The sequence below is a fragment of the Streptomyces sp. NPDC001980 genome (assembly GCF_040296885.1).
GTDB lineage: Bacteria > Actinomycetota > Actinomycetes > Streptomycetales > Streptomycetaceae > Streptomyces.
In genome coordinates, this window is sequence record NZ_JBEOYD010000002.1 from 166015 (window position 1) to 192990 (window position 26976).

20 protein-coding genes and 2 pseudogenes are annotated in these 26976 nt (G+C 70.6%); 12 read left to right on the forward strand and 10 right to left on the reverse strand.

Going from position 1 to position 26976, the window contains the following annotated elements:
• Positions 1–103: 103 nt before the first annotated feature.
• From ABT137_RS03155 to ABT137_RS03165, 3 genes are all read left to right on the forward strand, one after another.
• On the forward strand, positions 104–1708 hold the full coding sequence (locus ABT137_RS03155; RefSeq protein WP_351701546.1) for an FAD-dependent oxidoreductase: 1605 nt from the start codon (positions 104–106) through the stop codon (positions 1706–1708).
• A 276-nt stretch (positions 1709–1984) separates the two neighbouring features.
• On the forward strand, positions 1985–3226 hold the full coding sequence (locus tag ABT137_RS03160) for a cytochrome P450 (protein ID WP_351701549.1): 1242 nt from the start codon (positions 1985–1987) through the stop codon (positions 3224–3226).
• 266 nt (positions 3227–3492) lie between these two features.
• Complete coding sequence (locus ABT137_RS03165) at positions 3493–4989, forward strand: MFS transporter (protein WP_351701552.1); 1497 nt, start codon at positions 3493–3495, stop codon at positions 4987–4989.
• 558 nt (positions 4990–5547) lie between these two features.
• Here ABT137_RS03165 and ABT137_RS03170 read toward each other — a convergent pair.
• A complete protein-coding gene (locus ABT137_RS03170) occupies positions 5548–6687 on the reverse strand; it encodes a serine hydrolase domain-containing protein (protein ID WP_351701555.1) in 1140 nt (379 codons plus the stop codon).
• 176 nt (positions 6688–6863) lie between these two features.
• On the opposite strand from ABT137_RS03170, the gene ABT137_RS03175 reads away from it, so the two are divergent.
• On the forward strand, positions 6864–7730 hold the full coding sequence (locus ABT137_RS03175; RefSeq protein ID WP_351701558.1) for a mycofactocin-coupled SDR family oxidoreductase: 867 nt from the start codon (positions 6864–6866) through the stop codon (positions 7728–7730).
• 87 nt (positions 7731–7817) lie between these two features.
• On the opposite strand, the gene ABT137_RS03180 is transcribed toward ABT137_RS03175, so the two are convergent.
• Entirely contained in the window at positions 7818–8864 is a 1047-nt protein-coding gene (locus ABT137_RS03180; RefSeq protein WP_351701561.1) for a LacI family DNA-binding transcriptional regulator, read from the reverse strand.
• A gap of 110 nt (positions 8865–8974) precedes the next feature.
• Here ABT137_RS03180 and ABT137_RS03185 point away from each other — a divergent pair, with 110 nt between their 5' ends.
• The 4 genes and pseudogenes from ABT137_RS03185 to ABT137_RS03200 all read left to right on the forward strand — a co-directional run bounded on the left by ABT137_RS03185 (position 8975) and on the right by ABT137_RS03200 (position 12213).
• Positions 8975–10153: a phytanoyl-CoA dioxygenase family protein gene (locus tag ABT137_RS03185; RefSeq protein WP_351701564.1), complete on the forward strand. Its 1179-nt coding sequence runs from the start codon at positions 8975–8977 to the stop codon at positions 10151–10153.
• Between the two features lie 17 nt (positions 10154–10170).
• Positions 10171–10932 carry an SDR family oxidoreductase gene (locus tag ABT137_RS03190; protein ID WP_351701567.1) on the forward strand — a complete coding sequence of 254 codons (762 nt, stop codon included), beginning with the start codon at positions 10171–10173 and terminating at the stop codon, positions 10930–10932.
• A gap of 34 nt (positions 10933–10966) precedes the next feature.
• A pseudogene (locus ABT137_RS03195) lies at positions 10967–11095 on the forward strand (dehydrogenase); the annotation flags it as partial.
• 59 nt (positions 11096–11154) lie between these two features.
• Complete coding sequence (locus ABT137_RS03200) at positions 11155–12213, forward strand: Gfo/Idh/MocA family protein (protein WP_351701570.1); 1059 nt, start codon at positions 11155–11157, stop codon at positions 12211–12213.
• A gap of 384 nt (positions 12214–12597) precedes the next feature.
• Here the strand turns inward: ABT137_RS03200 and ABT137_RS03205 are convergent, their stop codons facing one another.
• Entirely contained in the window at positions 12598–13911 is a 1314-nt protein-coding gene (locus ABT137_RS03205; RefSeq protein ID WP_351701573.1) for a metal-dependent hydrolase family protein, read from the reverse strand.
• 38 nt (positions 13912–13949) lie between these two features.
• On the opposite strand from ABT137_RS03205, the gene ABT137_RS03210 reads away from it, so the two are divergent.
• A complete protein-coding gene (locus tag ABT137_RS03210; RefSeq protein WP_502984466.1) occupies positions 13950–15161 on the forward strand; it encodes an Lrp/AsnC family transcriptional regulator in 1212 nt (403 codons plus the stop codon).
• Positions 15161–15940, forward strand: coding sequence for an alpha/beta fold hydrolase (locus tag ABT137_RS03215; protein ID WP_351701578.1), 780 nt, complete (start codon positions 15161–15163; stop codon positions 15938–15940). Before ABT137_RS03210 ends, ABT137_RS03215 begins: the two co-directional genes overlap by 1 nt.
• Here the strand turns inward: ABT137_RS03215 and ABT137_RS03220 are convergent.
• The 7 genes from ABT137_RS03220 to ABT137_RS03250 form a co-directional block, all read right to left on the reverse strand.
• A complete protein-coding gene (locus ABT137_RS03220; protein WP_351701581.1) occupies positions 15916–16920 on the reverse strand; it encodes an ABC transporter ATP-binding protein in 1005 nt (334 codons plus the stop codon). The genes ABT137_RS03215 and ABT137_RS03220 overlap by 25 nt on opposite strands.
• Complete coding sequence (locus tag ABT137_RS03225) at positions 16913–17950, reverse strand: ABC transporter ATP-binding protein (RefSeq protein WP_351701584.1); 1038 nt, start codon at positions 17948–17950, stop codon at positions 16913–16915. Before ABT137_RS03225 ends, ABT137_RS03220 begins: the two co-directional genes overlap by 8 nt.
• Positions 17947–19533, reverse strand: a complete 1587-nt coding sequence (locus tag ABT137_RS03230; protein ID WP_351701586.1) for an ABC transporter substrate-binding protein — start codon at positions 19531–19533, stop codon at positions 17947–17949. Before ABT137_RS03230 ends, ABT137_RS03225 begins: the two co-directional genes overlap by 4 nt.
• A gap of 81 nt (positions 19534–19614) precedes the next feature.
• The gene (locus ABT137_RS03235; RefSeq protein ID WP_351701589.1) at positions 19615–20514 is read right to left on the reverse strand and encodes an ABC transporter permease; all 900 of its coding nucleotides are present in this window, start codon (positions 20512–20514) and stop codon (positions 19615–19617) included.
• Positions 20504–21466, reverse strand: coding sequence for an ABC transporter permease (locus ABT137_RS03240; protein ID WP_351701592.1), 963 nt, complete (start codon positions 21464–21466; stop codon positions 20504–20506). Before ABT137_RS03240 ends, ABT137_RS03235 begins: the two co-directional genes overlap by 11 nt.
• An 11-nt stretch (positions 21467–21477) precedes the next feature.
• Positions 21478–22812 (reverse strand): metal-dependent hydrolase family protein, encoded by a 1335-nt coding sequence (locus ABT137_RS03245; protein ID WP_351701595.1) that lies wholly within the window; start codon positions 22810–22812, stop codon positions 21478–21480.
• Between the two features lie 556 nt (positions 22813–23368).
• Positions 23369–24760: an alpha/beta hydrolase-fold protein gene (locus ABT137_RS03250; RefSeq protein ID WP_351701598.1), complete on the reverse strand. Its 1392-nt coding sequence runs from the start codon at positions 24758–24760 to the stop codon at positions 23369–23371.
• A 397-nt stretch (positions 24761–25157) separates the two neighbouring features.
• On the opposite strand from ABT137_RS03250, the pseudogene ABT137_RS03255 reads away from it, so the two are divergent.
• A pseudogene (locus ABT137_RS03255) lies at positions 25158–25298 on the forward strand (ABC transporter substrate-binding protein); the annotation flags it as partial.
• 437 nt (positions 25299–25735) lie between these two features.
• Positions 25736–26911: an extracellular solute-binding protein gene (locus ABT137_RS03260; RefSeq protein WP_351701601.1), complete on the forward strand. Its 1176-nt coding sequence runs from the start codon at positions 25736–25738 to the stop codon at positions 26909–26911.
• The last annotated feature ends 65 nt before the right edge of the window (positions 26912–26976 follow it).

Consider the following 26976-nt stretch of genomic DNA (forward strand, 5'->3'; position numbering starts at 1 on the left):
GGGCGTTTGGGGGCGCTCGGCCAGGGACGGGCGCCGAATCTCCAGGACGTCGTCCTCGGCGCAAGTGTGCCGGGCGCGAGCGCCTGAGACGAGGAGGACAGTGATGGCCAGTGGGGACAGCTACGACGTCGTCGTCGTGGGATCGGGAGGAGGTGGTCTGGTCGGGGCCTATCTCGCGGCGTCGCGAGGCCTGCGCACGCTCGTGATCGAGAAGACGGACCGCGTCGGCGGAACGACCGCCTACTCCGGTGCGGGGCTCTGGTACCCGGGTTCGGCGCCGCTGCTGCGGGCCGGCGTCGACGAGGGAAGCGAGGACGCCAGGACCTATCTGCGCGGTGTGGTGGCGGACGACACCAGGGAGCATCTGCAGGACGCCTATCTGGACGCCGGCCGGAAGCTGATCGACGAGCTGGAGCAGAACTCCTGGTTCCAGTCGTTCGTCTACGGACCCGTGCCCGACTACTTCGCGGGGGTACCGGGCTCCTCACCCGCCGGGCGGACCATCTTCCCGCCGGACATAGCCGCAGCCGATCTGGGCGAACGAGCCGAGCTGGTCAGGGACTCGATACCCACCGAACGCTGGGGGGCAGAGCGCCCCGCGGTGTTCACCGGCGGCCGGGCACTCATCGGCCGGGCCCTGACGGCCTTCCTGGAGACCGGCAACGGGGAGCTGCGGGTCAACACCCGTCTGGAGAGCCTGCTGTTGGAGGACGAAAGGGTCGTCGGTGTCACGGCGACGAGCGGGGGTGAGCGGACCACCTTCCGCGCCGAGCGCGGAGTGCTGCTCGCCGCCGGAGGCTTCGAACGCAACGGGGAACTCCGCAAGAAGTACCACGCGGTGCCGCTGGACGGTACGTGGTCGAACGGCTGCCCCGGCAACACCGGCGACGCCCTCCAGGCCGGCATCGCGGTGGGCGCTGCCACCGACCTCCTCGACGAGGCATGGTTCGTACCGGGTCTCGTCCAGCCGGACGGACTGCCGGTGTTCCACACGGGAACCCGCGGCGGTATCTGGGTCAACGGCGCGGGCGAGCGCTTCGTGAACGAGACCCGCCCCTACGACCAGGCCGGCCACGAACTGGTCCGTCTGCACTCGACCACCGGCGTCTCCCACATCCCCTGCCACTGGGTGTTCGACCAGCGTCAGCTCGACCGCGACAGCATCGGCGGGGACCCCGGCCGGTCGCCGGACCCGGCGTGGCTGGAGTCGGGCGCGCTGAAGAAGGCGGACACCCTGGAGGAACTGGCGGAGCTGATCGGGGTGCCGTACGAGGCTCTGAGGAAAACCGTCGAGGAGTACAACGCCTCCTCCGCTGCCGGTGTGGACGAGCGGTTCCACCGGGGCGAGACCCCATGGGACCAGATGTACCAGCACATCGTGGGCTTCCCGGCCGGGCCCGTGATGAACTATCCGGCGCCGGCGTCACCGGACTTCGCCCATCCGTTGCTCCCGCCCCTCGACACGGCGCCGTTCTACGCCGCGACCATCGTCCTCTCCGACATCGGGACCAAGGGCGGTCTCAAGACGGACGAGAACGCGCGCGTCCTGCGCCCCGACGGCGGCGCGATCGCCGGTCTCTACGCTGCGGGGAACACGGCGGCGGCCATGTCGGGACGGGTGTACCCGGGCGCCGGGACCCCGATCGGCAGCAGCCTCGCTTTCGCCTATCAGGCCGTCCTCGATCTCGCTGGTGCCGGGATGGGCTGACGCCGGCTTCGGAGCTCCGGAATGCAGAGGCCGCTGCCCCGCACGGGGCCGCGGCCTCTGCATTCCGGACACCGCCGACCTCTCGGTGTACGGCAACGGCTTTCGCTCGCGCGGATCGCATTGATTGTACCGACCGGTCGAAGTATGATTCCCTGCGTGCACACCGGAGTGCCGTCGACCGGGCACAGGGTGCGAGGCGGGCAGCTCCGTCGATGCCATGACGAACGCGCGGTTCCGCGCCGTCTGGCGACGAGGTCAAGGAAGAGGAGTGCGGACATGGCCGAGAAGGTGACCGGTGCCGGCGTGACGGAGGAGACCCCCAAGTTCCCTTCGCCCCGGGCGGCGGAGTGCCCGTTCGCACCGCCGCCGGGCCTGCGGGCGTTGCACGGCACGGGCAGGTCGGTGCACAGGGTCGAGACCTGGGACGGCACCACCCCGTGGCTGGCCACGACGCACTCCGCGACCCGGCAGCTGCTGGCCGATCCGCGGCTCAGTGCCGACATCGGTGCCCCCGGGTATCCGCACACCACCGCGGGGATGAAGGCGCACGCGGGCCAGATGCAACCCTCGATCAACAACACCGACGGCCCCGAGCACCAGCGCTGGCGCCGGATGCTGACGAGTTCCTTCACCCGGCACCGGATGGAGAAGCTGCGCCCGGAGATCCAGCGGATCACCGACGACCTCATCGACAAGATGCTCGCGGGCCCGAACCCGACGGAGCTGAACGAGGCGCTGTCGCTGCCCCTGCCCTCCCTCATGATCTGCGCGCTGCTCGGTGTGCCTTACGAGGACCACGACTTCTTCCAGCACCACGCCGGGGTCACCAACGCACGGTTCCAGACGCCCGAGGAGGGCGCCGAGACCGCCAGGGTGCTGCGCGCGTACATCTCCGGGCTCATCGAGGCCAAGATGGACGACCCCGGTGAGGACGTCCTCTCCGACCTCGCCGAGCGCGTGAAGGCGGGCGACCTGTCCATGACGGAGGCCGCCCCGCTCGGGCACATCCTGCTCGTCGCCGGCCACGACACCAGCGCGAACATGATCACCCTGGGTACGGCCCTGCTCCTGGAGAACCCCGATCAGCTCGCCGCCCTGCGGGACCACAGCGACGATCCGAAGTTCGTGGCCAACGCCGTCGAGGAGTTGCTGCGGTATCTGACGATCCCGCACCTGCTCGCCCGGCGTGCGGTCGCCGAGGACATCGAGATCGACGGCGAGGTCATCCGCGCGGGAGAGGGCGTCATCGCGTCCCTGGCGGCGGCCAACTGGGACCCGGAGGCGTTCCCGGAGCCCGAGAAGCTCGATCTCGTACGCAAGGTCGCCCATCACATGGCGTTCAGCTGGGGTCCGCACCAGTGCATCGGCCAGCAGCTGGCCCGCATTGAACTCCACGTGGTCTTCAGCACGCTGTTCCGCCGGATCCCGACGCTGCGGATGGCGGCCGACCTGTCGGAACTGAAGTTCAAGGAGGACTCGCAGGCATACGGCATCTACGAGCTGCCCGTCGCCTGGTAGCCCGCGCCCGCCCGCAAACCGGGACGCGACGAGCCTTGACGCGAGCGGTGCTCCGTGAAGGGACCGGTCCGCTGCGGCGACCGACTCCACCACGTGAGCGCTGCTCGCGTTCGGCGTTTCCCGCTTCCGGACCCGCCGCAGGCTGTCCCAACCGCCCCAGAGCATGACAGCCGCCCCTTGTCGCCCGGCCACCGGGAGGACCGATTGTTGGGGTGGGATCACGACCATAGCGTCGCGTCAAAGAGCCGATCCCACGGGGAGCGACGATGACGCTACGCCAATCCCGCACGGCGAACACGCCGAGCCAGGACGGACAGGGCTGGACACCGCGGCTCGTCGTGTCGACGATCGCCATGGTGATGGTGGTGGAACTGGTCGCGCTGAGCTACACGATGACGTCGACGGCGCTCCCCTCGGTCACCCGGCACTTCCGTACCGACCAAGGCGGTTGGCTCCTCACCTGCTACATGCTCACCGGCGCGGTCGTCAGCCCACTCCTGGGCAAACTGGCCGACCTGCACGGCAAACGCCGGGTGCTGCTCGCCGGCCTGACCGTGGCCACAGCCGGTGCGGCCGTCTCCGCGGTCGCGCCGAGCTTCGGAGTCCTCCTGGTCGGCCGGTGCCTGGAGGGGTTCGCCATCTCCGGTATGTTCCTCACCTACTCGCTGATCCGCGACGTGTATCCGTCACGCACGCTTCCCCTCGCCGCCAGTATCTCGGTGACGGGTATCGGGGCCTTCGGCGTCGGAGTGCCGTTCCTGGTCGGATGGTTGCTCGACACGTTCGGCTTCCGGGGCATGTACACCTTCAATGTGATCGTGATGGTCGTTCTGGCCGCGCTGATCCGGCTGACCACGCAGGAGACGCCGTTGCGGCACCCGGCGCGTGCCGACTACGCGGGAGCCGTGCTGCTCGGGGCCGGCGTCGCCCTGGTGCTGGTGGCGGTCAGTCAGGGACAGCGATGGGGCTGGACCTCGGCCTCCGTCCTCGGCCTGTTCGCCGTCGGCTTCGCGGCACTCGCCGGCTTCGTACTCAGGGCCCGCAGAACGGCGGAACCCATCCTCGACATCGCGCTGTTCACCCGGCGCCCGATCCTCCTGGCCGCCGTCACGGGTGCGACTGCCTACGGCGCGACGGTGGTGCCCGCCACGATCCTCCCCATCCTCTCCCTCACCCCCGCCTCCGTCGGCGGGACGTACGGCCTGGGCATGACCGCGTTCGCCTTCGCCGCCATCGCCTCACCCCAGGCCTTCGCCCAGGTGATCGGGGGAGTGACCGTCAGCCGTGCCGTCCGGCGTCTCGCAGCGCGCTGGTGCATGGTCGCCGGTCTCACGCTGATCGCGGCCGCCGGGGTCTTCCTCGTCTTCTGCCACGACAGTCCGTGGAAGGTACTGGCGGGCGCGGTGTGCGACGGTCTGGGGACAGGGCTCGCCTACGGCTCCGTGCCGAACATGGTCATCGCGGAGACGCCGCCGGAGGAACAGGCCTCCATCGCCGGCAGCGTCCAGGTGTGCCAGAGCGGCTTCGCCAGCGTCGTTCCCGTCATCATGTTCGCCGTCATGGCGGGCTCGTCGACCGTCTCCGCAGCAGGCGTCCACTACGGCGAGCCGGGCATTCGCGGGGCGCTGCTGCTCATGGTCGGCCTGGCGCTCGGAGGCGCCCTGCTCGCGGTCACCGTGCTGGCGCCGAGGCGGCACGCAACGGCCTCGGCGACCGCCGCCACGGTGCGCACGACGCTGGCTGAGGGGCCCGCGGACGCCTGAGCGAACGCGATCAGCCCTTGCGGGTGTTGATCTCCTCGGTGAGCTGTTGGACGACGTCGAGGAGGTCGCCGACCGCGGCGAAGCCGATGGCGCGGTGCTGAGCGTGCGGTTGACCACCAAGGAGAGAGAGCGGTCTTCTCGTCGGCTGCCGCCGTAGGCTTGTCCGCCTTCTGGCGGAGGTGACGTCTTACCTGCCGACGACGATGAGAGTGCCACTGGAGCAAGCCGCGTTGTGCGAAGGCTCCTCGCCGATCTCTGCCGTGTCGACCACCTCGCCACGCGCATGAGGCGCCACGTGGGAAAGCCTCACGGCGAGCGGTCATGCTCGCTGACACGAGGCGGCCGGGGCGCTGTTTCGCCTCCGTCGACTTCTTCCAGCACCGTGGCATTCCCTTCACGCTGGGCACCCACTGATGCGACGGCCGGTGCGACGAGGATCCGGAGGACATCCGTGCCGCACTTGATCCCTCTCCCGGCGTACCGCGCCTGCTGTGTGACGCCCGGAGGCACCCCGTACTCGGCGAGCAGCAGACCTGGGGAGCCGGCGTCGGAGCCGGGTCAGTCCCGTTCCGCGGCGATCGCGTGCACGGCGTCCGCGACGGCGCCGAAGGGGGCGACGGGCTGTGGGCCGAAGAACATGCGGTTGTGCAGGACGGCCACGGAGAGGCCCAGTTCGGGCTCGGTCCAGGCGATCGTGCCGCCCGCGCCGGTGTGGGACAGCACTCCCTCGGTCAGGGCCCCGCCAGGGCTGTCGTCGCTCACGCCGGGGGCGATGTGCCACAGGCCGCCGTGCCCGACCGGCATGCCGAAGCCGTAGGTGTGGTCGATGCCCGCCGGCCGGGGGCTGCGGCAGCGGCGCAGGGTGTCGCCCGTGAAGAACTGTTCTCCGTCCTGCCGCCGGGCGGCGGCGTAGGCGTCGAAGAGCCGCACCGTGGCCCGGGCCGTGGCGATGCCGCCCGCGGAGGGCAACCCCGCCCGCTGGACCTGGGGCAGGTTGAACATGGACGGAGCGAACGGCAGGTGTGACGGTGACGCCTCTTCCAGCAGCCCGTCAGGGCTCGTGGTGGGGGCGCTGTCGCCCACCAGGGTCGCGACGCGATGCCGCTGGTCCTCGGGCAGCCCGAGGAAGAAGTCGTCCATGCCGAGGGGGAGCAGCACCTCGTGGCGGACGATGTCCGGGAAGGGGCGCCGCCGCGGGTCGACGCGCCGCACGGCTTCCCCCAGCACCCAGCCGAAGGCGAACGGACTGTAGGCGTTTCGGGTGCCGGGCTCGGCGACCGGTGACTGCTCCGCGACCCGGGCGGCCATGGTGTCCCAGTCGCACAGCTCATCGAGCGTGGTGTCGGCCCCGATGGTGGGCGCACCGGAGCGGTGGCTCAGCACATGGTCGAAGGTGATACCTCCCTTGCCGTGCGCCGCGTACTCGGGCCAGACGTCTGCCACCGGACGATCCAGATCGATGAGGCCGCGCTGTGCGTAGACGTGGATCACGGACGCGGTGACGGCCTTGGTCACCGAGAAGACCGGGAACAGGGTGTCGCCGTCGACGGGCTGCCCGGTCCCGGTCTCACCGGCCCAGGCGTCCACGATGAGCTCGCCGTCGAGGAGGGCCGCGATCTGTACACCCTTCTCGCCCGCGTTCAGGGCCCGGTCCAAGGCCTTGCTGATCCTCGGGTCGGCGTTGTCCGCAACCTGCATACCGCATCCCGCCTCTGTCCATCACGTGGGCCAAGGCCCTTGGGACTGCGCTCAGTTGTCCATGCAAGAGTATATATAGTTCACTGATATGGCGCTATCGTCGTCGCTTGTACAGGACGGGGCCGACTGCCGACCACCACGGCCCGGGTCCGTCGCGCACACGAGGGAGGACCGACATGGCCGGGCGGGTAGAGGGCAAGGTTGCGTTCATCACCGGTGCCGCGCGTGGGCAGGGCCGTAGTCACGCACTGCGGCTGGCCGAGGAAGGCGCCGACATCATCGCGATCGACATCTGCGAGGACATCGACTCCGCGCACTATCCCCTTTCCACGGAAAAGGACCTGGCCGAGACCGCTCGTCTCGTCGAAGGAGTCGGCCGCCGGATCGTCACCCGCCGGGTCGACGTCCGCGACCGTTCCCGGCTCGTCTCCGCCGTCAGCGACGCGGTCGCCGAACTCGGCCGCCTCGACATAGTGGTGGCGAACGCGGGGATCGCCCCGGTGGGCCTGGACGTGCCCCCGCAGGGGTTCCTGGACGCGGTCTCCGTGAATCTCGTCGGCGTCGTCAACACGGTCGAGGCCGCCTATCCGTACCTCGGCTCCGGGGCGTCCGTGATCTGCATCGGCTCGTCCGCGGGCCTGATGGTCGGGAGCGTCGACAGCCCGGAGAGCGGTCCCGGCGGTTCCGGTTACTCCCATGCCAAGCGCGCGGTGGCCCGCTTCGTGCACGACCTGGCGCTGCAACTGGCCCCGCGGCTGATCCGGGTCAACGCCGTCCACCCCACCAACTGCGACACGGACATGCTCCAGAGCGGACCCATGTACCGGATCTTCCGCCCCGACCTGGACAATCCGCGCCGGGAGGACGCCGAGGAGTCGTTCCGCACCACGCAGCCCATGCCGATCCCGTACGTGGACCCGTCCGACATCAGCAATGCGGTGCTGTTCCTCGCCTCGGACGAGTCGCGGTACGTGACCGGCCTCCAGATGAAGGTCGACGCGGGCGCCATCCTGAGGCGCAGCACATCGGGAGCGCCGGCCTGACCGGGCCGATCACGGAGCCGTACGCGAGCACGGTCGCATCGGCGCGCCGGATGCCCGCAGCCTTCCGCTCGGGCGCGGGCAACGAGTTCAGTCGACGGACGGCAGGGCCGGGATCCCGGGCGGCATGTTGAACGGTGTGACCACCTGTGTCGCCGAGGGCAGAGCGGGGCCGTCCTCGGGGAGTGCCTTGTGGGCCCGCATGATGATCTGGCAGGCGCGGCGCAGGTCCTGGCGCAGGTCGTGGTGGAGGACCGCGGACAGACGGCGTTCGCGCAGCAGGCGGGTGTTGTCGTGGTCGAGGTCGTGGGCGATGAAGACCGCGCAGTCCCGCCCGAGCGCGTCGAAGGCCTCCAGGGTGGCGTGATTGCCTCCGCCTACGGAGTACACGGCCACGATGTCCTCGTCATGCTTGAGGGCATTGAGCACCAGTTCGTACTGGGTGGCGTCCAGGCCGTCGCTGTCCGTGACCTCCACCAGAGATCGTCGGGGGGCGGCGATCCGCATCGCGCTGCGGAAGCCCATCTCGCGCTCCTCCTCGCCGCGGAAGGAGCTCCGGCTGACGGTGGTGAGCACGTTGCCCGGTCGGTCGCCGAGCCACTGTTCGAGCAGGTAGGCGGCGGTGGCGCCGGCCGCACGGTTGTCGATGCCGACGTAGGCGAGGCGGGCGCTGTGCGGCAGGTCGGTCACCAGGGTGACGACGGGGATGCCGGCCGCGACCAGCCGCCCGACGGCAGCTCCGACCTCCGGAACGTCCGGAGCCTTGAGGATCACGCCCTGTGAACCCCGCTTGGCGATCTTGTCCAGGGTGCCGATCAGCTCGGCCGGCGGGCAGGTCTCGCGGAAGTGGAAGCGGGAGCGCACGACGGCCGGGTGCAGGGAGGGCAGTTCGGCCTCCAGTGCCTCGCGTACGGCGGTGGAGAATCGCTCCGGTGTCTGCATCACGATGTCGATCATGAAGGTGCGGCCGCCGATGCGGACCTGGGCCTGTTGGCGGTCCAGGTCCTTGATGGCTTCCTGTACCTCCCTCACGGTGCTTTCCCGCACATTGCCCCGCTGATTGAGTACACGGTCGACCGTGGCCGTGCTCAGTCCTGCCTGACGGGCGATTTCCCTGATCGGGTAGGGGTGCCTCATGAGTGATCCCAAGAGCTTCTGATGGACTTTTGATGTATTGGCAAGCATTGAATGATGGCTTCTGGTTCTCAAGACTGGCAGAAATGGACGGACTGCGAAAGGACCCCCAGATGTCTCCCACCGCCGCGGGAGCGCGGACTTGGCTGACCGAGGCCGACTGCGATCTCGACGCGTTCCGCTCGCTCGTCGAGCGGGAGACGGACGCCGCCGACCACCCCTCGGCGGAGCGTGTCGAGCAGAACGTGCCCCTCTACGACAGCGACCGGCTCCGCACCCTCACGGCCACCGCCGACGGCCGCCGCGAGGTGCAGGACGAGCTGGTCCGGGCGCTGCTCGACGGCCCCGGCATCGTCGTCCTCAAGGGCGCGTTCGCCGACCCGGACGTCGTCGACCGGGCCACCGACGCCTTCACCGCGCTGATCGAGGAGGAGCGCGCGAGCGGCACCGCCCGCGGCGACCACTTCGCGAGGCCCGGCGCCAACGACCGCGTGTGGAACGCCCTGGACAAGATGGCCGTACGGGCGCCCGAGGTGTTCGCCGACTACTACGCGAACGACATGATCGCGCTGATCGCCGAGGCCTGGCTGGGCCCCGCCTACCAGGTCACCTCACAGGTCAACGTCGTCAACCCGGGCGGAGCCGCACAGAGCGTGCACCGCGACTACCACCTCGGCTTCCTCTCCCAGGAGCGGGCCGCCGCCTACCCGGCGCACGTCCACCGCCTGTCACCCGTGCTGACCCTCCAGGGCGCGGTCGCCCACTGCGACATGCCCGTCGAGTCCGGCCCCACGCTCTACCTCCCGCACTCGCAGAAGTACGAGCCCGGCTACCTCGCCTGGCGACTCCCCGAGTTCGTCGGGTACTTCGACGCCCACCACGTCCAGCTCCCCCTGGACAAGGGCGACGCGGCCTTCTTCAACCCCGCGCTCTTCCACGCCGCCGGGCACAACCGCTCCACCGGCATCCGCCGCATGGCCAACCTGCTGCAGATCTCCTCCGCCTTCGGGCGCGCGATGGAGACGGTGGACCGCGAGGCGATGGCGAACGCCCTGTTCCCGGTGCTGCTGGGCCGCAAGGCCGGGGGTGTCTCGCAGGACTGGCTGCGCCGCGTGGTCGCCGCCACCGCCGAGGGCTACCCCTTCCCCACGAACCTGGACCTCGACCCGCCGGTCGACGGTCTCGCCCCGCCTTCCCAGGCGGACACCCTCTGGCAGGCCGTCGACGAGGGTTGGACCCCCGACCGGCTGGGGCACGAACTGCAGGCCGGCGCCAAGCGCCGGCACGGCTGAAAGGAACACCGCAACTCATGGGACTGCTGGAGGACAAGGTCGTCCTCGTCAATGGCGGCAGCCAGGGCGTCGGCGCCGGCATCGTGCGGGCGGCCGTACGGGAGGGCGCGCTGGTCGTCTTCACCGGCCGCCGGGCCGAGGTGGGCGAGAAGCTCGCCGCGGACACGAGGGCCCGCTTCGTACGGGCCGACCTCGCCGACCCGGCGCAGGCGCGCGACTCCGTCGTACACGCCGTGGAGGTGTACGGCCGGATCGACTGCCTGGTCAACGCGGCCGGGCTGACGTCGCGCGGCTCGCTCCTGGACACCACACCCGAGCTGTTCGACCAGCACATGGCGATCAATCTGCGGGCGCCGTTCTTCTCGATGCAGGCGGCGGTGGCCGACATGAAGGCCCGCAAGGCGCCGGGCACCATCGTCAACATCATCTCCAACTGCGCCCACGGCGGCCCGCCGTTCCTGGCGGCGTACTCCGCGGCCAAGGCGGGACTGGCCGGGCTGACCCGCAATGCGGCCCACGCCCACCGCTGGGACAAGATCCGGATCAACGGTCTCAACATCGGCTGGACGGACACCGAGGGCGAGGACGCGACCCAGCGTGCCTTCCACGGCGCGGGCGACGACTGGCGGGAGAAGGCCGCCGCGGCCCAGCCCATGGGCAAGCTCGGACAGGTCGACGAGATCGCCGACTTGGTCGTCTTCCTGCTCTCCGACCGCAGCGGCGTGGTGACCGGATCCGTCATCGACTGGGACCAGACCGTCTTCGGCGGCCAGGACTGAGCCGCTCCCTTGAGCTGAAGGAAAGGAGAGCCGCATGCGCAGAGGAATCATGGGACTGGGCCGGATCGGCGCCTTCCATGCGGAGACCCTCGCCGGGCTGGACGCGGTGAGTTCCCTGGTGGTCACCGGCCCGGTGGCCGCGGCTGCCGGCTGGATCGCGGAGGCGTGCACCCTCTCGCTGCACGAGCACCGGCCCGTGCGGCTCGACGAGGTGGGGAAGGCATGACGCACGGACCACTGCGGATCGGGGTCCTCGGCGCCGCGCGGATAGCCGAACTCTCGATCGTCGGGCCCGCTCGTGCGGGCGGCCACCGCTTGGTCGCGGTGGCCGCCCGCGACCGGGGCCGAGCCGAGACCTTCGCCGCCGCGCACGGCGTGGAGCGGGTGGCGAGCTCGTACGCCGACCTCATAGCGGACCCGGAGGTCGAAGTCGTCTACAACCCGCTGGCCAACGGCCTGCACGCGCCGTGGAACCTGGTCGCGCTCCAGGCCGGCAAGCACGTCCTCACCGAGAAGCCGTCGGCGAGCAACGCCGGGGAGGCGGCCGAGGTCGGCGAGGCCGCGGCCAAGGCCGGCACCGTGTTCATGGAGGGGTTCCACTACCTCTTCCACCCGGTCACCCGACGCCTGCACGAACTGCTGGACAGCGGGGAGCTGGGCGACCTCCGGCACGTCGAGGCCATGGTCGCCATGCCGGCGCCGCCCGACAGCGACGTGCGCTGGTCACTGCCGCTGGCCGGCGGCGCGCTGATGGACCTCGGGTGCTACAGCCTGCACGCGCTGCGGATGCTTGCCCCCTGGGCCGGCGGTGCGCCCCGGCTGGTCGCCGCGCGCGGTGGCGAGCGAAGCGAGATGGGGGTCCCTCCGGACGAAGTCTGGGGGAGGGCAGGGGCCGCAGGGGTCGACGAGTGGCTGTACGCCGACCTGGAGTTCCCGGGCGGGGTCACCGGCACCGCCAACTGCCATATGGCGTACGACACGTGGCAGATGAGCTGCCGTGTGGTGGGCACGCGCGGCGAGGCCACGGCGATGAACTTCGTGCAACCCCACCTGGACGACCGGGTGGTGGTGCGCACGGCCGCCGGCGAGCGCACCGAGGAGCTCGGCCGCAGGTCGTCGTACACCTTCCAACTGGAGGCCTTCGCGGCCCACTTGCGGGACGGTGCACCGTTGCTCCTGGACGCGGAGGACGCGCTCACCACCATGCGTCTCATCGACGAGTGCTACCGGGCGGCCGGGTTCCCGGCCCGGCCGCGCACGGCGCTTCCGGCCACTGGCTGAGAGGACGGAGCGGGGGCGGTACCGGTCCGGTACCGCCCCCGCTCATCGCGTGCCGCCTACTGGTAGAAGGCGGACCGCTCGATCAGCTCGACCTCGACGCGTCGGCCCCTCCCGCTGCGACAGCACACCCGCCGCGCACACGGCCGCGGCCGCGTAGCCGTCCTCGAAACGCTCCAGGTGGTCCGGGGTGACACGGCCGCCCCAACGGCCCGCGGCGGTCAGCCGCGGGCCCTGCATCATCGTGAGTGGCTCGATGACCCGCGCTCCTCTGCGCGTCCGCGGCTCGCCGGTGGGGGGTCTGCTCAACGGAACGGAGCGGTTCGGCGATGCTCGGGTCGTCCCTATGCTCCCGGCATGAGTGACTTTCGGATACGGTGGCGGAACTCAGCGGGCCTCCGTAGCGCTCGCTCCGGTCGTTCCGGCGGGTTCGGCCGTGGGCAGGAGGTCCTTGCGCACGACGCCGTCCTGGACCACGCACACGATGTTCGCGGGATCCCCGAGTACGCCGATGTCCGCGAGCGGGTCGCCGTCGCACAGGACCAGGTCGGCGGTCTTGCCCGCCGTGAGCGTGCCGAGGCGGTCGGCCAGGCCCAGGAGTTCGGCCGAGGTGCGGGTGCCCGCGACGATCGCGGCCATGGGGTCCATGCCGAGGTCCACGAGGTGGCCGAGTTCTTTCAGGTTCCGGCCGTGCGGGCAGACGGCGGCGTCGGTGCCGAGCGCGATCCGGGCGCCCTGCTCGATGGCGCGGGCGATGTTCTCCTTGGTGACGCCCGACCAGCGGACCTTCTTGCGGTAGTGGTGCTCCGGCATCGCGTCCTTGTCGATTCCGCCGAAGACCGTCGACAGCGTCGGCACGATGAAGACGCCCCGTTCGCCCGCCATCTCCAGCGCCTGGGCGTCCAGGCCGTAGCCGTGCTCGATGCTGGTGACCCCGCCGCGGATCGCGTTGAGGATGCCCGCGGTGCCCTGGGCGTGGGCGGCGACCGGCTTGCCGCCGTGGCGCCGGCACTCGTCCACGACCGCGCGGATCTCCTCCTCCAGCAGGCCCTCGTCCTCGGGCTGGTCGTAGGGGCTGGCCATGCCACCGGTGGCGCAGATCTTGATCAGGTCCGCGCCGGCGCGCAGCGTTCTGCGCACGGCGAGCCGCGACTCGTCCACGGTGTCGGCGAGTTCGGCCATCTCGCCACCGGTGAGGTCGGTGCCGTCGAGCAGCCGGAAGTCCGCATGGCCGCCGGTGTGACTGATGATCCGTACGGCCGTGTGCAGCCGGGGGCCGGGGATGCGGCCGGTCTCGACGGCGGTCCGGTAGCCGGTGGAGAGGCCGCCCAGGTCGCGGGCGGTGGTGATGCCCGCGTCGAGCGTCTGCCGCAGCCGGGTGGCGGTGTCGTAGGTGACCAGGACCGGGTCGAGCTCGGCACGGCGGCCGGGCGGCGAACCGTACGCGTAGGCCAGGTGGGTGTGGCAGTCGAAGAAGCCGGGGAGCACGGTACGGCCCCCGGCGTCGATGACGCGCAGCGCCGAGGCGTGCCCGCCGGCCGGCGGGGCCAGGGCGGCGGGACCGGCGTAGGTGAGGACTCCGGCCGCGTCGGCGACCACGACGGCGTTGTCCACCGGGAGGGCGCCGGTGCCGTCGACGAGGCGGGCGTTCTCGACCCGCAGTGCGGTCCTGGAGGTCTGGTACGTCGTGGCTTCGGTCATGGAGATCGCAGCACTCCTCGATATCAGGAACAGGCGAAATGGAGTGTGGAATGAACAAGAGCGCCTCGTGCCGTGGTGCAGCTTCGCGTGGGGATTCCACGGAGACACGCAGGAATACGCCGGTCCGGAAAGCGCAGGATTCCACCGCGGAAGGCCTTGACGAGCTGGACCTCCGTGTCGTGCACGCGCTCCAGGTCCATCCGCGGGCCCCGTGGACGCTGGTGGGTGACGTGCTGGCGGTCAACCCGGTGACGGCGGCCCGGCGTTGGCGGCGGCTGCGGGACGCGGGCCTGGCCTGGGTGACCGCCTATCCCCGGCTGTCCGACTACCGCATCGTGGTGACCGGCATCATCGAGGTCGACACCGAGCCCGGCCGGGCACAGGAGGTGGCCCAGGCCCTCGCCGCGGAGCACTCGGTGGCGAACGTCAAACTCACCGCGGGCGGCCGCGATCTGATGGCCACCGTGCAGGCCACGGACCTCAACGAACTCGCCCACCTCACCACCCAGCTGTTCCAGCGGACGCCGGGGGTCCGGGCGACCCGCACACACGTCTCGACCGGCGTGCCCACCGAGGGCAGTCGCTGGCGCCTGCGCGAACTGGACGACGCGCAGTGCGCCCGCCTGGAGACCGGCCGCCTCTCGGACGTCCCGCAGGATCAGCGGGCGACCACCGTGCCGGTCTGGGATCCGCTGGACGCACAGCTGCTGGAACTGCTCAGCACCGACGGCCGGATGTCGATCTGCGACCTCGCGGATGCCACCGGCGGCGGAGCCACGACGGTGCGCCGCCGGCTCCAGTCGCTGCTCGCCTCCCGGGTGAGCCTGCGCTGTGACCTGGCCAGGCCGCTGTCCGGTTGGCCGTTGTCCGCCGTGTACTTCGCGTCCGTGCCCGCCCAGTATCTGGAGGAGACCGGCCGGGTCCTGTCCGGCGTACGGGAGGTCCGGTCCTGCGCGATCACCGCCGGCCCGCACAACCTGGTGATCGACGTCTGGCTGCGCACGCTCGCCGATGTGCACACCTTCGAGGTCCACCTCGCACGGCGGCTGCCGCGGCTCCGGATCGACGACCGTTCGGTGGTCCTCAGCACGGTCAAGCACATGGGGCGGCTGCTGGACCGGGACGGCCACTGCGTGGGAGTCGTACCGCTGCGGCACCCGCAGGAGACCCAGCAGGCGCCGGAGACCGCGGTGTCCCCGTACAGCGGCTTCGGCGGCCTGGACGGCTTCGCCAGGGCGCAGGAGCAGTGATGCGCTCCCTGTACGTTCCCTCGGCCGGTGCTCAGGTGCGCTGGACCGACATCCCGGGCGAGGGCGCCCCGCATGTGTACCTGCACGGGCTGGGGTCCGCCGGCTCCGCGGACTTCCCGGGCGTCGCCACGCATCCGGGTCTGGCCGGGCGGCGGGCGATCCTCGTCGACCTGTTCGGGCACGGCTACAGCGACCGCCCGGAGGCGTTCCCGGGCACGCTGGAGGCGCATGCGGAGACCGTCGCGGCCGTCCTCGACCACTGTGCGGTCCGGGGCGCGGTGCTCGTCGGGCACTCGATGGGCGGCGCGGTGGCGATCGTACTGGCCGCCCGGCGGCCGGAGTTGTGTTCACGGGTGGTCGTGGCCGAGCCCAACCTGCTGGCCGGCGGGGGGCTCTACAGCCGCGCCGTCGCCGCCCAGCCGGAGCGGGACTTCGTCGGCCATGGCTTCCGGGCCCTGCTGGCCGGTCTGGCACCCGAGTACGCGGCCCGCATGCGGACGGCGGATCCGGCGATCGTGCACCGCAGCGCCGTCGGCCTGGTGCGGGGCACGACTCCGGGAGTGGCGGAGCTGTTCCACGGCCTGCCGCAGCCGCGCGTCCTGATCGTCGGTGCCCGCAGTCGGCCGTATCCGGGCGAGGACGGGGTGCGGCGGGCCGGTATCCCGGTCGTGGAGGTGCCCGACGCCGACCATCACATGGTGACGGACGACGTCCCGGGCTTCGTGGCGGCGCTGCTGCGGGCGCTGGCGTCCGATCACCCGGCCTCGCCCGGCTTGTGACAGGCCGTCAGGTGGCCGGGGGCCTGCTCGACGAGCGCGGGCCGCTCGGCACGGCAGCGGTCGTCGGCGAGCCAGCAGCGGGAGGAGAAGGGGCAGCCGGACGGGACGTCCGTCGGTGACGGCAGTTCGCCCTTCAGCTCGATCCGCCCGCCCGTGCCGGAGCCGTCGCCCGGTTCCAGGACGGAGGACAGCAGCGCCCGGGAGTAGGGGTGCTGCGGGGCCTCGAACAGCCTCCGCGACGGGGCGAGTTCGACGATCGAGCCGAGGTACATCACGGCGACCCGGCTGCTGAGGTGGCGGACCACGCCGAGGTTGTGCGAGATGAACAGGTAGGCGATGCGGTCCTGTTGCTGGATGTCCTGGAGGAGGTTGAGGATCTGCGCCTGGATGGAGACGTCCAGGGCGGAGGTCGGCTCGTCGAGGACGATCACGGCGGGCTGCGGAGCCAGCGCACGGGCGAGGGCGAGGCGTTGGCGCTGGCCGCCGGAGAACTCGTGCGGGTAGCGGACGGCGGCCGTACGGTCCAGACCGACCTCCTCCAGCACCCGCGCGAGCCGGTCCCGCCGGTCGGCGCGCGGCACCCGCCGTGCCCGCAGCGGCTCCTCGATGCTCGCGCCCACGGGCAGCCGGGGGTTGAGCGAGCTGTTGGGGTCCTGGAACACCATCTGCACCGCACGGCGAAAGGCCTTGAGGTCGGTGCCGTCCGGCCGGTGGGTCATGTCCCGGCCCTCGAACCGCACGGCCCCCCGGGTGGGCCGGTACAGCCGGGTCGCGATCCGGCCGAGGGTGCTCTTGCCGCAGCCGGACTCGCCGACCAGGCCCACGGTCTCGCCGCGGCCCAGGGTGAGCGAGACGTCGTCCACCGCGCGGACGCCCGAACGGCCGGGCCCGTGCCCAAAGGTGTGGCCGACCCCCGCGAGTTCCAGCAGCGGCGGCCTGGTGTCGCCGTCCGTCCTCACCTCGACCGGCGTCTCATTCATCGCCGTCACCCTTCGTCGTCGTCTCTTTCTCCGGCTCGCGCCAGCAGCGCGACGTCCGCCCGGCGCCGACCTCGCGCAGCGGCTGCGGGGCGGCGCAGGCCTCCGCGACGCTCGGGCAGCGGGACGCGAAGCGGCAGCCGGGGCGGCGGCGATCGTCGTCCGTGAGCTGGCCGCGGATCGCGGTGAGCCGGTTGCCGTCGCCGTCCCGCATCCGCGGCACCGCCGCGAGCAGCGCGCGGGTGTACGGGTGCCGGGGCGCGGTCAGCACCTGGCCGGTCGTACCGGACTCGACGACCTGGCCGGCGTACATCACCTGCACCCGGTCGCACATGGCGGTGATGACACCGAGGTCGTGCGAGATGAGCAACATGCCCATGCCGTGCTCCTGTTGCAGCGACCGCAGCAGGTGCAGGATCTCGGCCTGCACGGTGACGTCCAGCGCGGTCGTCGGTTCGTCGGCCAGCAGCAGCTGGGGGTCGCCCGCCATCGCGATGGCGATGACGACGCGCTGTCGCATACCGCCGGAGAGTTCGTGCGGGAACTGCCGTGCCCTGCGCTCCGGCGAGGGGATCTCCACCGCGCGCAGCAGCTCCACGGCCCGGTCCCGGGCCTCCTGCCGGTTCGCCCGGCCGTGGATCCGCAGCACCTCGGCCACCTGGGCGCCGATCCGCATGCACGGATTGAGCGAGGTCATGGGCTCCTGGAAGACCATGGCCACCCGGTCGCCGCGCAGGCTTTCGAGAGCGCGGGGCCCGCTGCTCAGCAGGTCGGTGCCGCAGGCCTCCAGACGGTCGGCGCCGACCGAGGCGCCGGGACCGAGCAGGCCCATCGCGGCGAGGGCGACGCTGGACTTGCCGCAGCCGCTCTCGCCGATCAGGCCGACCACCTCACCGCGTTCGACGCGCAGGTCCACGCCGGAGACGACCTCCGAGCCGCCGAAGCCGATGCGCAGCCCGGAGATGTCGAGGACCCGGCCCCCGGCGCCGGCCGCGGTGGCGGCCGCCGCGGTGGTCGGCGCACCGGCCGTCACGAGGCCAGCCAGGTGCTCTTGAGTTCGAGACGGGTGGCCGTGGCGTCCGGCCGGTAGCCGCCCACCTTGTCGGTCCAGGCCTCGCCGCGTACCGCCTTGGCGTAGGGCACCATCAGGTAGCACTGGTCGGCGATGTACTGGGCGAGCTGGTGGTAGAGGGTGACCCGCTTGCCGTCGTCACTCTCCGCCGCAGCGGCCGCCATCCGGTCCCACAGGTGCTGGTCCTTGATCTTGGTGGCCGGGCTGCCCTTGGCGAACCAGAGGCTGAGGTACTGGCTGGGGTCGGCGTTGAGCACGCTCGTCATCATGATCATGTTGCTGTAGTCGCCGGACAGCACGCGCGGGACGACCGTGGCGAACGGGATCAGCTTGAGGTTGAGGGTGATGCCGACCTGGGCCAGCTGGGCCTTCATCAGCTCCATGGCGGAGATGTCGGGGCCGTAGGCCGGGTCGCTGGGCGCGACCAGTTCGAGGCTGACCTTGGTCTGGCCGGCGGCCCGGAGCAGTTCCCTGGCCTTGGCCTGGTTCTGCCCGTACACGGAGTCGGCGGAGGTCGGGGTGGTGCCGTACGGGTCCTGGGGCGGGATGACATAGCCGAGGGTCGCGGAGTCGCCGCCGCCGAGGGTCTTGATCAGTGCCTGGCGGTCGACGGCGAGGTTGAACGCCTGCCGTACCCGCTTGTCGGCGAGGGGCCCGCTCAGCGTGTTCATGTTGATCCAGACGCTGGAGACGAGCGGCCCGTTGGCCTCGGTGATGCCGGCCGTCTTCTTGAGGTCGTCCACCAGCCGCAGGTCGCGGAAGGCCATCAGCTGGACGGCGCCCGAGCGCAGGGAGGCCACCCGCGAGGTCTCGTCGGGGATGAGGCGGTAGGTGACGGAGGAGAGGTAGGGCTTGGGCTTCTGCCAGTAGCCGGTGTGGGCGGCGAGCTGGATGGAGACGCCCTTGGTCCACTTCGTGAGCTTGAAGGGCCCGGTGCCGTTCTCCGCCGTCTTGATCTGGTCCTCGGTGTGGGCCGTCGTCCAGTTCTTGCTCATGATGGCGCCGCTCCAGGGGCGGGCCAGGAAGTGGTAGAGGGACGGCTGCGGGGCGCTGAGCTTGACCTCCACGGTGGTGGCGTCCACCGCGGTGACCTTCTTGATCTTGTACTGCTGGGTGAACGGCGACTTGATGGTGGGGTCCATCAGCCGTTCCAGGCTGAAGACGACGTCGTCGGTGGTGAGTTTGCTGCCGTCGTGGAAGGTCACGCCGTCGCGGAGGGTGAAGCGGTGGGTGGTGGCGTCGACCTGCCGGTAGCTCTTGGCGAGGCCGGGCTGGACCTGGCCCTTGTCGTCCAGGCTGAGCAGACCCTCGTAGAACTGGGAGATGATCTGCTGGTCGTTGTACGCCTGCGCCACCTGCGGGTCGAAGCCCGTGGTCGGCTCGGCGTCGAGGCCGATGGTGAGGGAACCGCCGCTGACGGGCTTGCCGTTGCTCTTGCCGGCCGTCGTCGCCGTGCCGCCGCACCCGGAGAGGAGAGCCGCGGCCAGCGTGCCGCCGCCGAGCGCGAGGGTGGTTCTGCGGGTGTACCCGTGGTTCATGATCATGACCGCCTGTGCCTGAGGGTTGGGTGAGCGAGGAGAGGTGCCAGGTGGTGGGGGGAAATCGAGAAGCGGAGGGGGCGAGGATCAGGGCGTACGGCGGGTGCCGCGCGGGTCGATCCGCTCCTGGAGGCCGTCGGAGATCAGGCCGAAGGCCGCCGTGGCCACGGCGAGCGTGATCCCGGGGACGATCACGAGCAGCGGGTCGTGCGCCATGTAGCGCTGACCCTCGAAGATCATTCGGCCCCAGCTCGGTGTCGGCGGCTGGATGCCGAGGCCCAGATAGCTCAGGGACGCCTCCACCAGCACGCAGGTGGCTGCCGTGTTGGCGTACTGGACGAGCGCGGAGGACAGCACGTTCGGCAGCACATGGCGGCCGATGATCACCGGCGGGCGCACCCCGGCGATCCGGGCCGCCGAGACGAAGTCGCGTTCGCGCACGGTCAGCGCCGGAGCGCGGACGATCCGGGCGAAGTACGGTACGAAGATCAGCCCCATGCCCACGACGAGGACCGCCGTGCCCGGCGTGAACACGGAGACCAGCACCAGCGCGAGCAGCACCGAGGGGATGGACATCGCGATGTCCATCACCGCCATCAGCACCCCGTCCACCCGTCGGCCGCTGTAGCCCGCGAGGAGACCGATGGGCACGCCGATCAGCGCGGCGAGCGTGGTGGCCCCGAAGGCGACCAGCAGGGAGTGCAGCGCGGCGACGAAGGTCCTGGTGAACAGGTCGCGGCCGAGGTTGTCGGTGCCCAGCCAGTGGCTGCCGGTGGGCCCGCCGAGCAGGGCGTTGCCGACGTCCTCGGCGGAGTAGGGGCCGAAGCCGGTGACGACCAGGGAGGTCAGCACCAGACCGCCGAGCAGGCAGACACCTGTGGTGAGGGTCGGGTTCCAGCCACGGAACGGCCGTCGCCTTGCGGCCGTCGCGGTCGCGGTCGCGGTCGAGGTCGCGCCCGTGTGGGGCGGTACGGTCTCAGCCGTCACGACGTGCTCCTGTCGTCCGGATCCGGGGGTCGATGAGCGGGTAGAGCAGGTCGGTCACCAGGTTGATCACCACGTAGGAGGCGCCGAGCGCGAGGACCGCCCCCTGGACCACCGTGAAGTCGTGCTGGGTGATGGAGGTGACGATCAGCGAGCCGAGCCCGGGAAGCGCGAAGACCTGCTCGACGATGACGGTGCCGCCGACCAGCACCCCGAGCTGGAGACCGCCCGCGGTGACCACGGGCACCAGCGCGTTGCGCAGGGCGTGCCGCAGCATCAGGCGCCGGCGCCCGGCGCCCTTCGCCGCCGCGGTCCGCATGAAGTCCTGGCCCGCCACGTCGAGGACAGCGGCCCGCATGTAGCGGCAGAGCGTGGCGCCGAACGGGATGCCCAGCGCCACCGCGGGCAGCAGCAGGTCCTGGAGGTTGAGCAGCGGGTCCTGGTCGAACGGCACGAAGGAGAACAGCGGCCAGCCCGGGGTCAGTCTGCTCACCAGCAGGACCATGACCGTGCCGACGACGAACGGGGGGAAGGCGAGCCCCAGGAACGCGGTGCCGTTGACCAGCCGGTCGACCGCCCGGCCCTGGTGCATGGCGGACCAGATACCCGCCGGGATGCCCCACACGGCCGCGATCACGGCGGCGTAGACGGCGAGTTCCAGGCTCACCGGGAGCCGCTCGGCGACCTGTGCGGCGACGCTCTGCCCGTCGAGCAGGGACGTTCCGAGGTCGCCCCGGACGGCGTGCCCGAGCCAGCTGAGGTACTGCGACCACACGGACTGGTCGAGCCCCAGCTCCCGGGTGATCTGGGCGCGCAGCTCGGGAGTGGAGTTCTCGCCGGCGATCAGGGTCGCCGGATCGCCGGGGATCAGATGCGCGAGCAGGAACACGACGGCGCTCAGGCACAGGACGACGGCGAGCGCCCGGGCGATCCGGATCAGCAGATAACGCAGCACTGGTCGTCTCCCTATCCCGCGGTGGCGGATGCCGGCGAGCGAGGCGGCATCCGGTCGGTCACTGCGGTCCGGCGCCTCGCGGCCAGGCCCTGGGGGACGGACGTGGCCGCGTTCGGGTCCGTGGCCCGGCCCTCGCGCAGGACCGCGCGCAACCGCCGCCGGTCCCCGAGCAGGCCCAGGTCGGCGAGCGGGTCACCGTCCACGAGCAGCAGGTCCGCGCACATCCCCGGGGCGACGGTTCCGGTCCGGCCGCCGAGACCGAGGGCGTCGGCGGCCGCGGAGGTCGCCGCCACCAGGGCCTGCATCGGGGTCATGCCGACCTGCTCGTGCAGCAACTGCAGTTCCCGGGCGTGGGAGCCGAACCGCATGGTGTTGGAGGAGTCGCTGCCCGCGATCATCCGTACGCCCGCCTGATGAGCCCGGCGGACGGAGGCGAGCCGGCGCTCGCGCAGCCGCTCCCCCTTGTCCAGATGCTCGGCGGACAGTCCGCGCCGCTGCCCGTGCTCGGCCATGAACTCGCTGAGGGTGAGGGTCGGACAGAGGAAGGTGCCCTGCTCCAGCATCAACTCGATGAGGTCGTCGTCGAGTTCGGAGCCGTGCTCCAGGGTGTCCACCCCGGCGCACAGGGCCGCCTCGATCCCGGCCCGGCTGTGCGCATGCGCCGCCACGCGCAGGTCCAGGGCGTGCGCCTCGTCGACGATGGCGTCGATCTCGGCGTCCGTGTAGTTGCGCCACCCGGTCTTGTCGCCGATGGAGAGCGTGCCGCCGCTGGTGCAGATCTTGATCAGGTCCACGCCCATCCGGGCGTACTCCCGGACGCGTTTACGGCACTCGTCGGCGCCGTCGGCCGGAGCCCACATCCGCTTCTCGTCGAGCGTCGCCGGGCAGAACATGTCACCGTGTCCGGCGGTCATGCCGACCAGACCGGAGGCGACGACCCGGGCCCCGTCGAGGACGTGCTCGTCCATCACGTGCTTGACGGCCACCTCGGGCAGCGAACCCGCGGTGTCACGGACGGTGGTGAAACCCGACCGCAGCGCCTCCCGGGCGTTGGCGGCGGCGTGCAGGGTCTGCTCCTCGACCGAGGTCAGCATGTTCCACAGGTGCACGTCCCGCGGCCGGGCGCCCGCGTTGGACCGCAGATGCACATGGCAGTCGATGAGCCCCGGCAGCAGTGTCGTCCCCGGCAGGTCGTACACCTGGTCCTGAGGAGACGTCACCGTCCTGTCGGCCGGACCCACTTCGGTGATCACGGCGCCGTCGATCACCACGGACATGCCCGTCCGCGGGGCACTTCCCGTGCCGTCGATCAACGTCACGCCGGAAAGGACCGTTCGCTCCGCCATCCAAAGCTCCTCGGTCGGTGGCCGGAAACCGGGCGGCGCCCAGTGGCCGTCCGCGTGCCCGGCCCGGACCGTGACGGCGGTGCACCGAGTGGTGGAGGCGGTCGCGGCGGGGCCGGAATGAGTGACCGTTCCCTCGGCGCGGTGATGACCGCGACGGCCGGGGCGCACATCGCCCCGGTACCGTGCACCGACCGTGCGATCCGCACACGGTGCGGTGCGGATACCCGCGAGCTCGGCAGGTTTCGTCATGGTTTGTTCACCTCCCGGTGGGAACTGACACCGAGGAGTGTGGGCGGGGGATTGCCTGCCGGTGTTACGGCGCAGATTTCGCCGGAGTTCCGCACCGGACGCGCAGGAATCCGCCGCGCCTGGAGGCGCAGATTTCCGCCACGGCCGAGTCGCGGGGCGGACTCTCCCGCGAGGTGCCCCGAGTGGGCGGTGAGCGAGCGGTGAGCGGGCTGTCGGCCGAGCGGCCGACCAACTAGGTGCACCTCAACGAAGCGAAAGGGCGGGTCCGCGCCGAGTCGGCACCGAACCCGCCCCTTGTAGCGGCGTCTTACTTGGACTGCCTCATGATCCAGTCCCGGATACCCGGAATGGTGTACGCGATGTGCCACGTGCCCATGTGCGCGCTGGTGCCGGAGCCGGAGGTGACCGTCGTGCCGGTGAGGAAGGAGGCGTAATTGACCGGCGCCTTCTGGGCCTTGAGGTTGCGGACGTCCGCGGCGAACTGAGCCGCGGTGGACTGGCCGTCCCACACCGCGGTGGCGACCTGGGTGCCCGCGTCCTCGATGGCCGCGGTGATGGCGTTCTCGCCGGGGTAGGCCTTGTCGTCGTCCTGGGAGACGACGATCCACAGGTTCTTGTCGGCCAGCGGTGCGACCTGCTCGGCGGGCCACTGACCGGCGACGATGAACGCGGCCGCGAACAGGTCCGGGTACCTGATGTTCAGACCCAGCGACATCATCGCGCCCATCGACTGGCCGGTCGTGTAGCGGCGGTTCTCGTCGATGGAGTACTGCTCCGTCACGGCCTGGACGAGGTTGGCCGTGGCGTCGAACAGCGTCGAGGGTGCGTAGTCGTCGTCGATGACCACGGAGCCGTACTCGGGGGCGAGGACGAAACTCTCGTGCTTCGCCTGGTCCTCGGCACTGGCCCAGCACACGGCTCCCAGACCCTGGACCAGCGGCCCCTCGGTGGCCACGTTCACGACGCTCGCGTCGTGCATGAACAGTACGAGCGGATACCGCTTACGGGGGTTGTACTCCTTCGGGATGAAGAGGTTGTACTTCAGGGTCTGGCCGGTGGCGGGGTCGTCGAAGGTGAACTGCTGGAAGTCGTCCACGATGAGGTTCACGACGGCACTGGTCGTCAGGGTCGTGCCGGTGGCCGCATAGCGGGCCCCGTGCCTCGTCCTGACGGTGTCCTTCTGGACCACCGAAGCCGTCGCCGCCACGATCGTTCCGCCCGGCGTGCTGTCGCCGACCTTCGGCCCGCCGGCCCCCGGGGCACCGCCTGAGCCGCTCGACTCGCTCGGGCTGGGACTCGGAGAGCCCGTCGAGGTGCCGCCACCACCACCCTGCTGCGTCACCCACAGAGCCGCCGCGGCGTCGTCGGGCGAGAGCTCGACGACGACGAACCGGCCGTCCCTGCCCCGCTCGGCCAACGCGGCCGACCTGTTCGCGTACACCTTGGTGACGGTCCGGCCGGTGACGGCGAACGTGGACGTCGAGAGGGCGGAGCCGTCGATGTCGCGGTCGTACTCGACGGCCACGGCGATGAGCTTCTGACCGTCTCCGAACACCTTCGTGATCGCGGTCGCGCCTCGGACGTGGCCGTCCGTGGAAGCCGTTTCGTTCGGCTCGGCCGCCGCACCGAGAGCCGTTCCACCCACAACAGCTGCGGCACCGGCCGCCGCGGCTCCCGCTATGAACGTACGCCTCTCCACCAATGCAGACTCCTTTGTCGGTGACGACTGATCGCCACAATTCAACGGCCCGTGCAGACCGCCCGGACAACGTCCGCAACGCTAAGAAGTCCTGCTTGGAAAACACTGTGCGAGTTTCAGCCACACAGCTGCGGCACGCATATTTTCCACAGGCCACGCACATATCACCTGGTCATGCCGTCACGTCGTGGTATGCAAACTCATCTTTCGTGAGGTGCACTTGGTGTCCATTGCTGTGCGTCGGACCATCTGGTCCACTCCTGTCGCCGATTCGAATGGGCCGTGTATTCCATAGCGGGTGACGAGAAATACGGAACGGGTTGCGCGTCGGCGACCGCTGTCCATCACACACGTCTTCTCCGCGGAGGTCGGATCGTCAGGGTCCCCTGTGGGCCGCGTCCCCACGATGCTCGTGCCGGTGGTCGCCCTCACGAAGGACAACGTCAAGGCCACGGTGGTCGCGGACGGCGTCTACACCGTCAAGGAGATCTGCACCGCGCAGTACGAGGCGGCCTGCTCCGCCATCGGCCTGAAGTAGCGGCCCCCTCTGCACGGCGTCCGCCGGGCTGCCCGACCGGCCGACGGAATTTCGACTGTCGTGCCTGGCCGGAGGGAGCTTCCGCGACTGTACCTCTACGCGAAAGTGTTTCGTAACCAAGAAATTTCCCCTCCTTGTCCCGGCTGTGAACTCCGTGCCAGTGTCCCGGTCCAGCAGGCAGGCAGTCCGCGGTGACGGCGTGCGAAAGGGTTTCGTACCGGCCGCTCGACTGCCTGGCACATGAGTACGGCACGGCGAGAGACGAGAGGCACACCATGCGCAGAATCCCTGGACCCGGAACGAGGTGCGCGAGCACTCCGAGAACGCGGCGCGGTATCGGTGTCGCGGTCACCCTGACGGCGGCTCTGAGCCTTGCCGCGTGCGGGACCTCGGGGCCTGCCGGATCGTCCGGGGGCTCGTCGTCGAAGGGCCTGACGATGTGGGCGCTCAACGACCAGACGATCCTGAAGGATTCGGTGGACGCCTACAACAAGGACCACCCGGACGAGAAGATCACGCTGCGGCTGTTCGCCGGCGACGACTACAAGCAGAAGCTGCGCGTGGCCTTCGGCGCGAACCAGGCCCCCGACATCTTCTTCAGCTGGGGCGGCGGCGCGCTGGACGACTACGTCAAGGCCGGCAAGGTCGACACCCTCTCCGACGCCCAGGTGGACCTGCTGCGGTTCACGCCGAGCGTCCTGAAGAGCGCCACCTTCGACGGCCAGGTCTACGGCGTGCCGGCCAACGGCCTCGCCCCGGTGGTCCTCTACTACAACAAGAAGGTCTTCAAGGACGCGGGCGTAGAGGCCCCGAAGACGTACGACGACCTGCTGACGGACGTCAAGAAGCTCAAGGGCGCCGGCGTCACGCCGATATCCCTCGCGGCGAACTCCAAGTGGCCGACCCTGATGTACCTGGAGTACCTGCTGGACCGCGAGGGCGGCTCGGACGTGTTCGACGGGATCGCCTCGGGGAACGCGGCCGGCTGGAAGGACGCCTCGGTCACCGCGGCCAACACCCGCCTCCAGGAGCTCGCCAAGGCCGGCGCCTTCGGCGACAACGCCTCCTCCGTCAGCTACGACCAGGGCGCCTCCACGGCCCTGCTCTACACCGGCAAGGCCGGCATGGAGCTGATGGGCACCTGGGAGTACGCCAACCTGGTCAAGGCCGCGCCGGACTTCGTGAAGAAGGACCTCGGCTACGTGGCCTTCCCCTCCCTGTCCGGCGGCAAGGGCGACGCGAAGGACATCGTCGGCAACCCCTCCAACTTCCTGTCGCTGAACTCGAAGAGCAAGAACAAGTCCGCGGCGCTCACCTACTTCAAGAACTACGTCCTGAACGACTCCCAGGTCGACGCCTACCTGGCGGCCGGCAGCGTGCCCCCGGTCAACAAGCTGGACTCCAAGCTGGCGGCGGTGAAGTCGGCCGACGACAAGAAGTGGCTCACCTTCGTCTACGACCTGGTGCAGAACTCGCCGAACTTCCAGCTGTCCTGGGACCAGGCCCTGTCCTCCGACCAGGCCGACCCGCTGCTGACCAACGTGGACAAGTCGTTCCTGCGGCAGATCACCCCCGAGCAGTTCGGCACGAACATGAGCAAGGCGGCGCAGTAGTGACCACCGTGGTTCGTACGTCGCGGCCGGTCGCGTCCCACAGGGCGCGGCCGGGCACGGCCCGT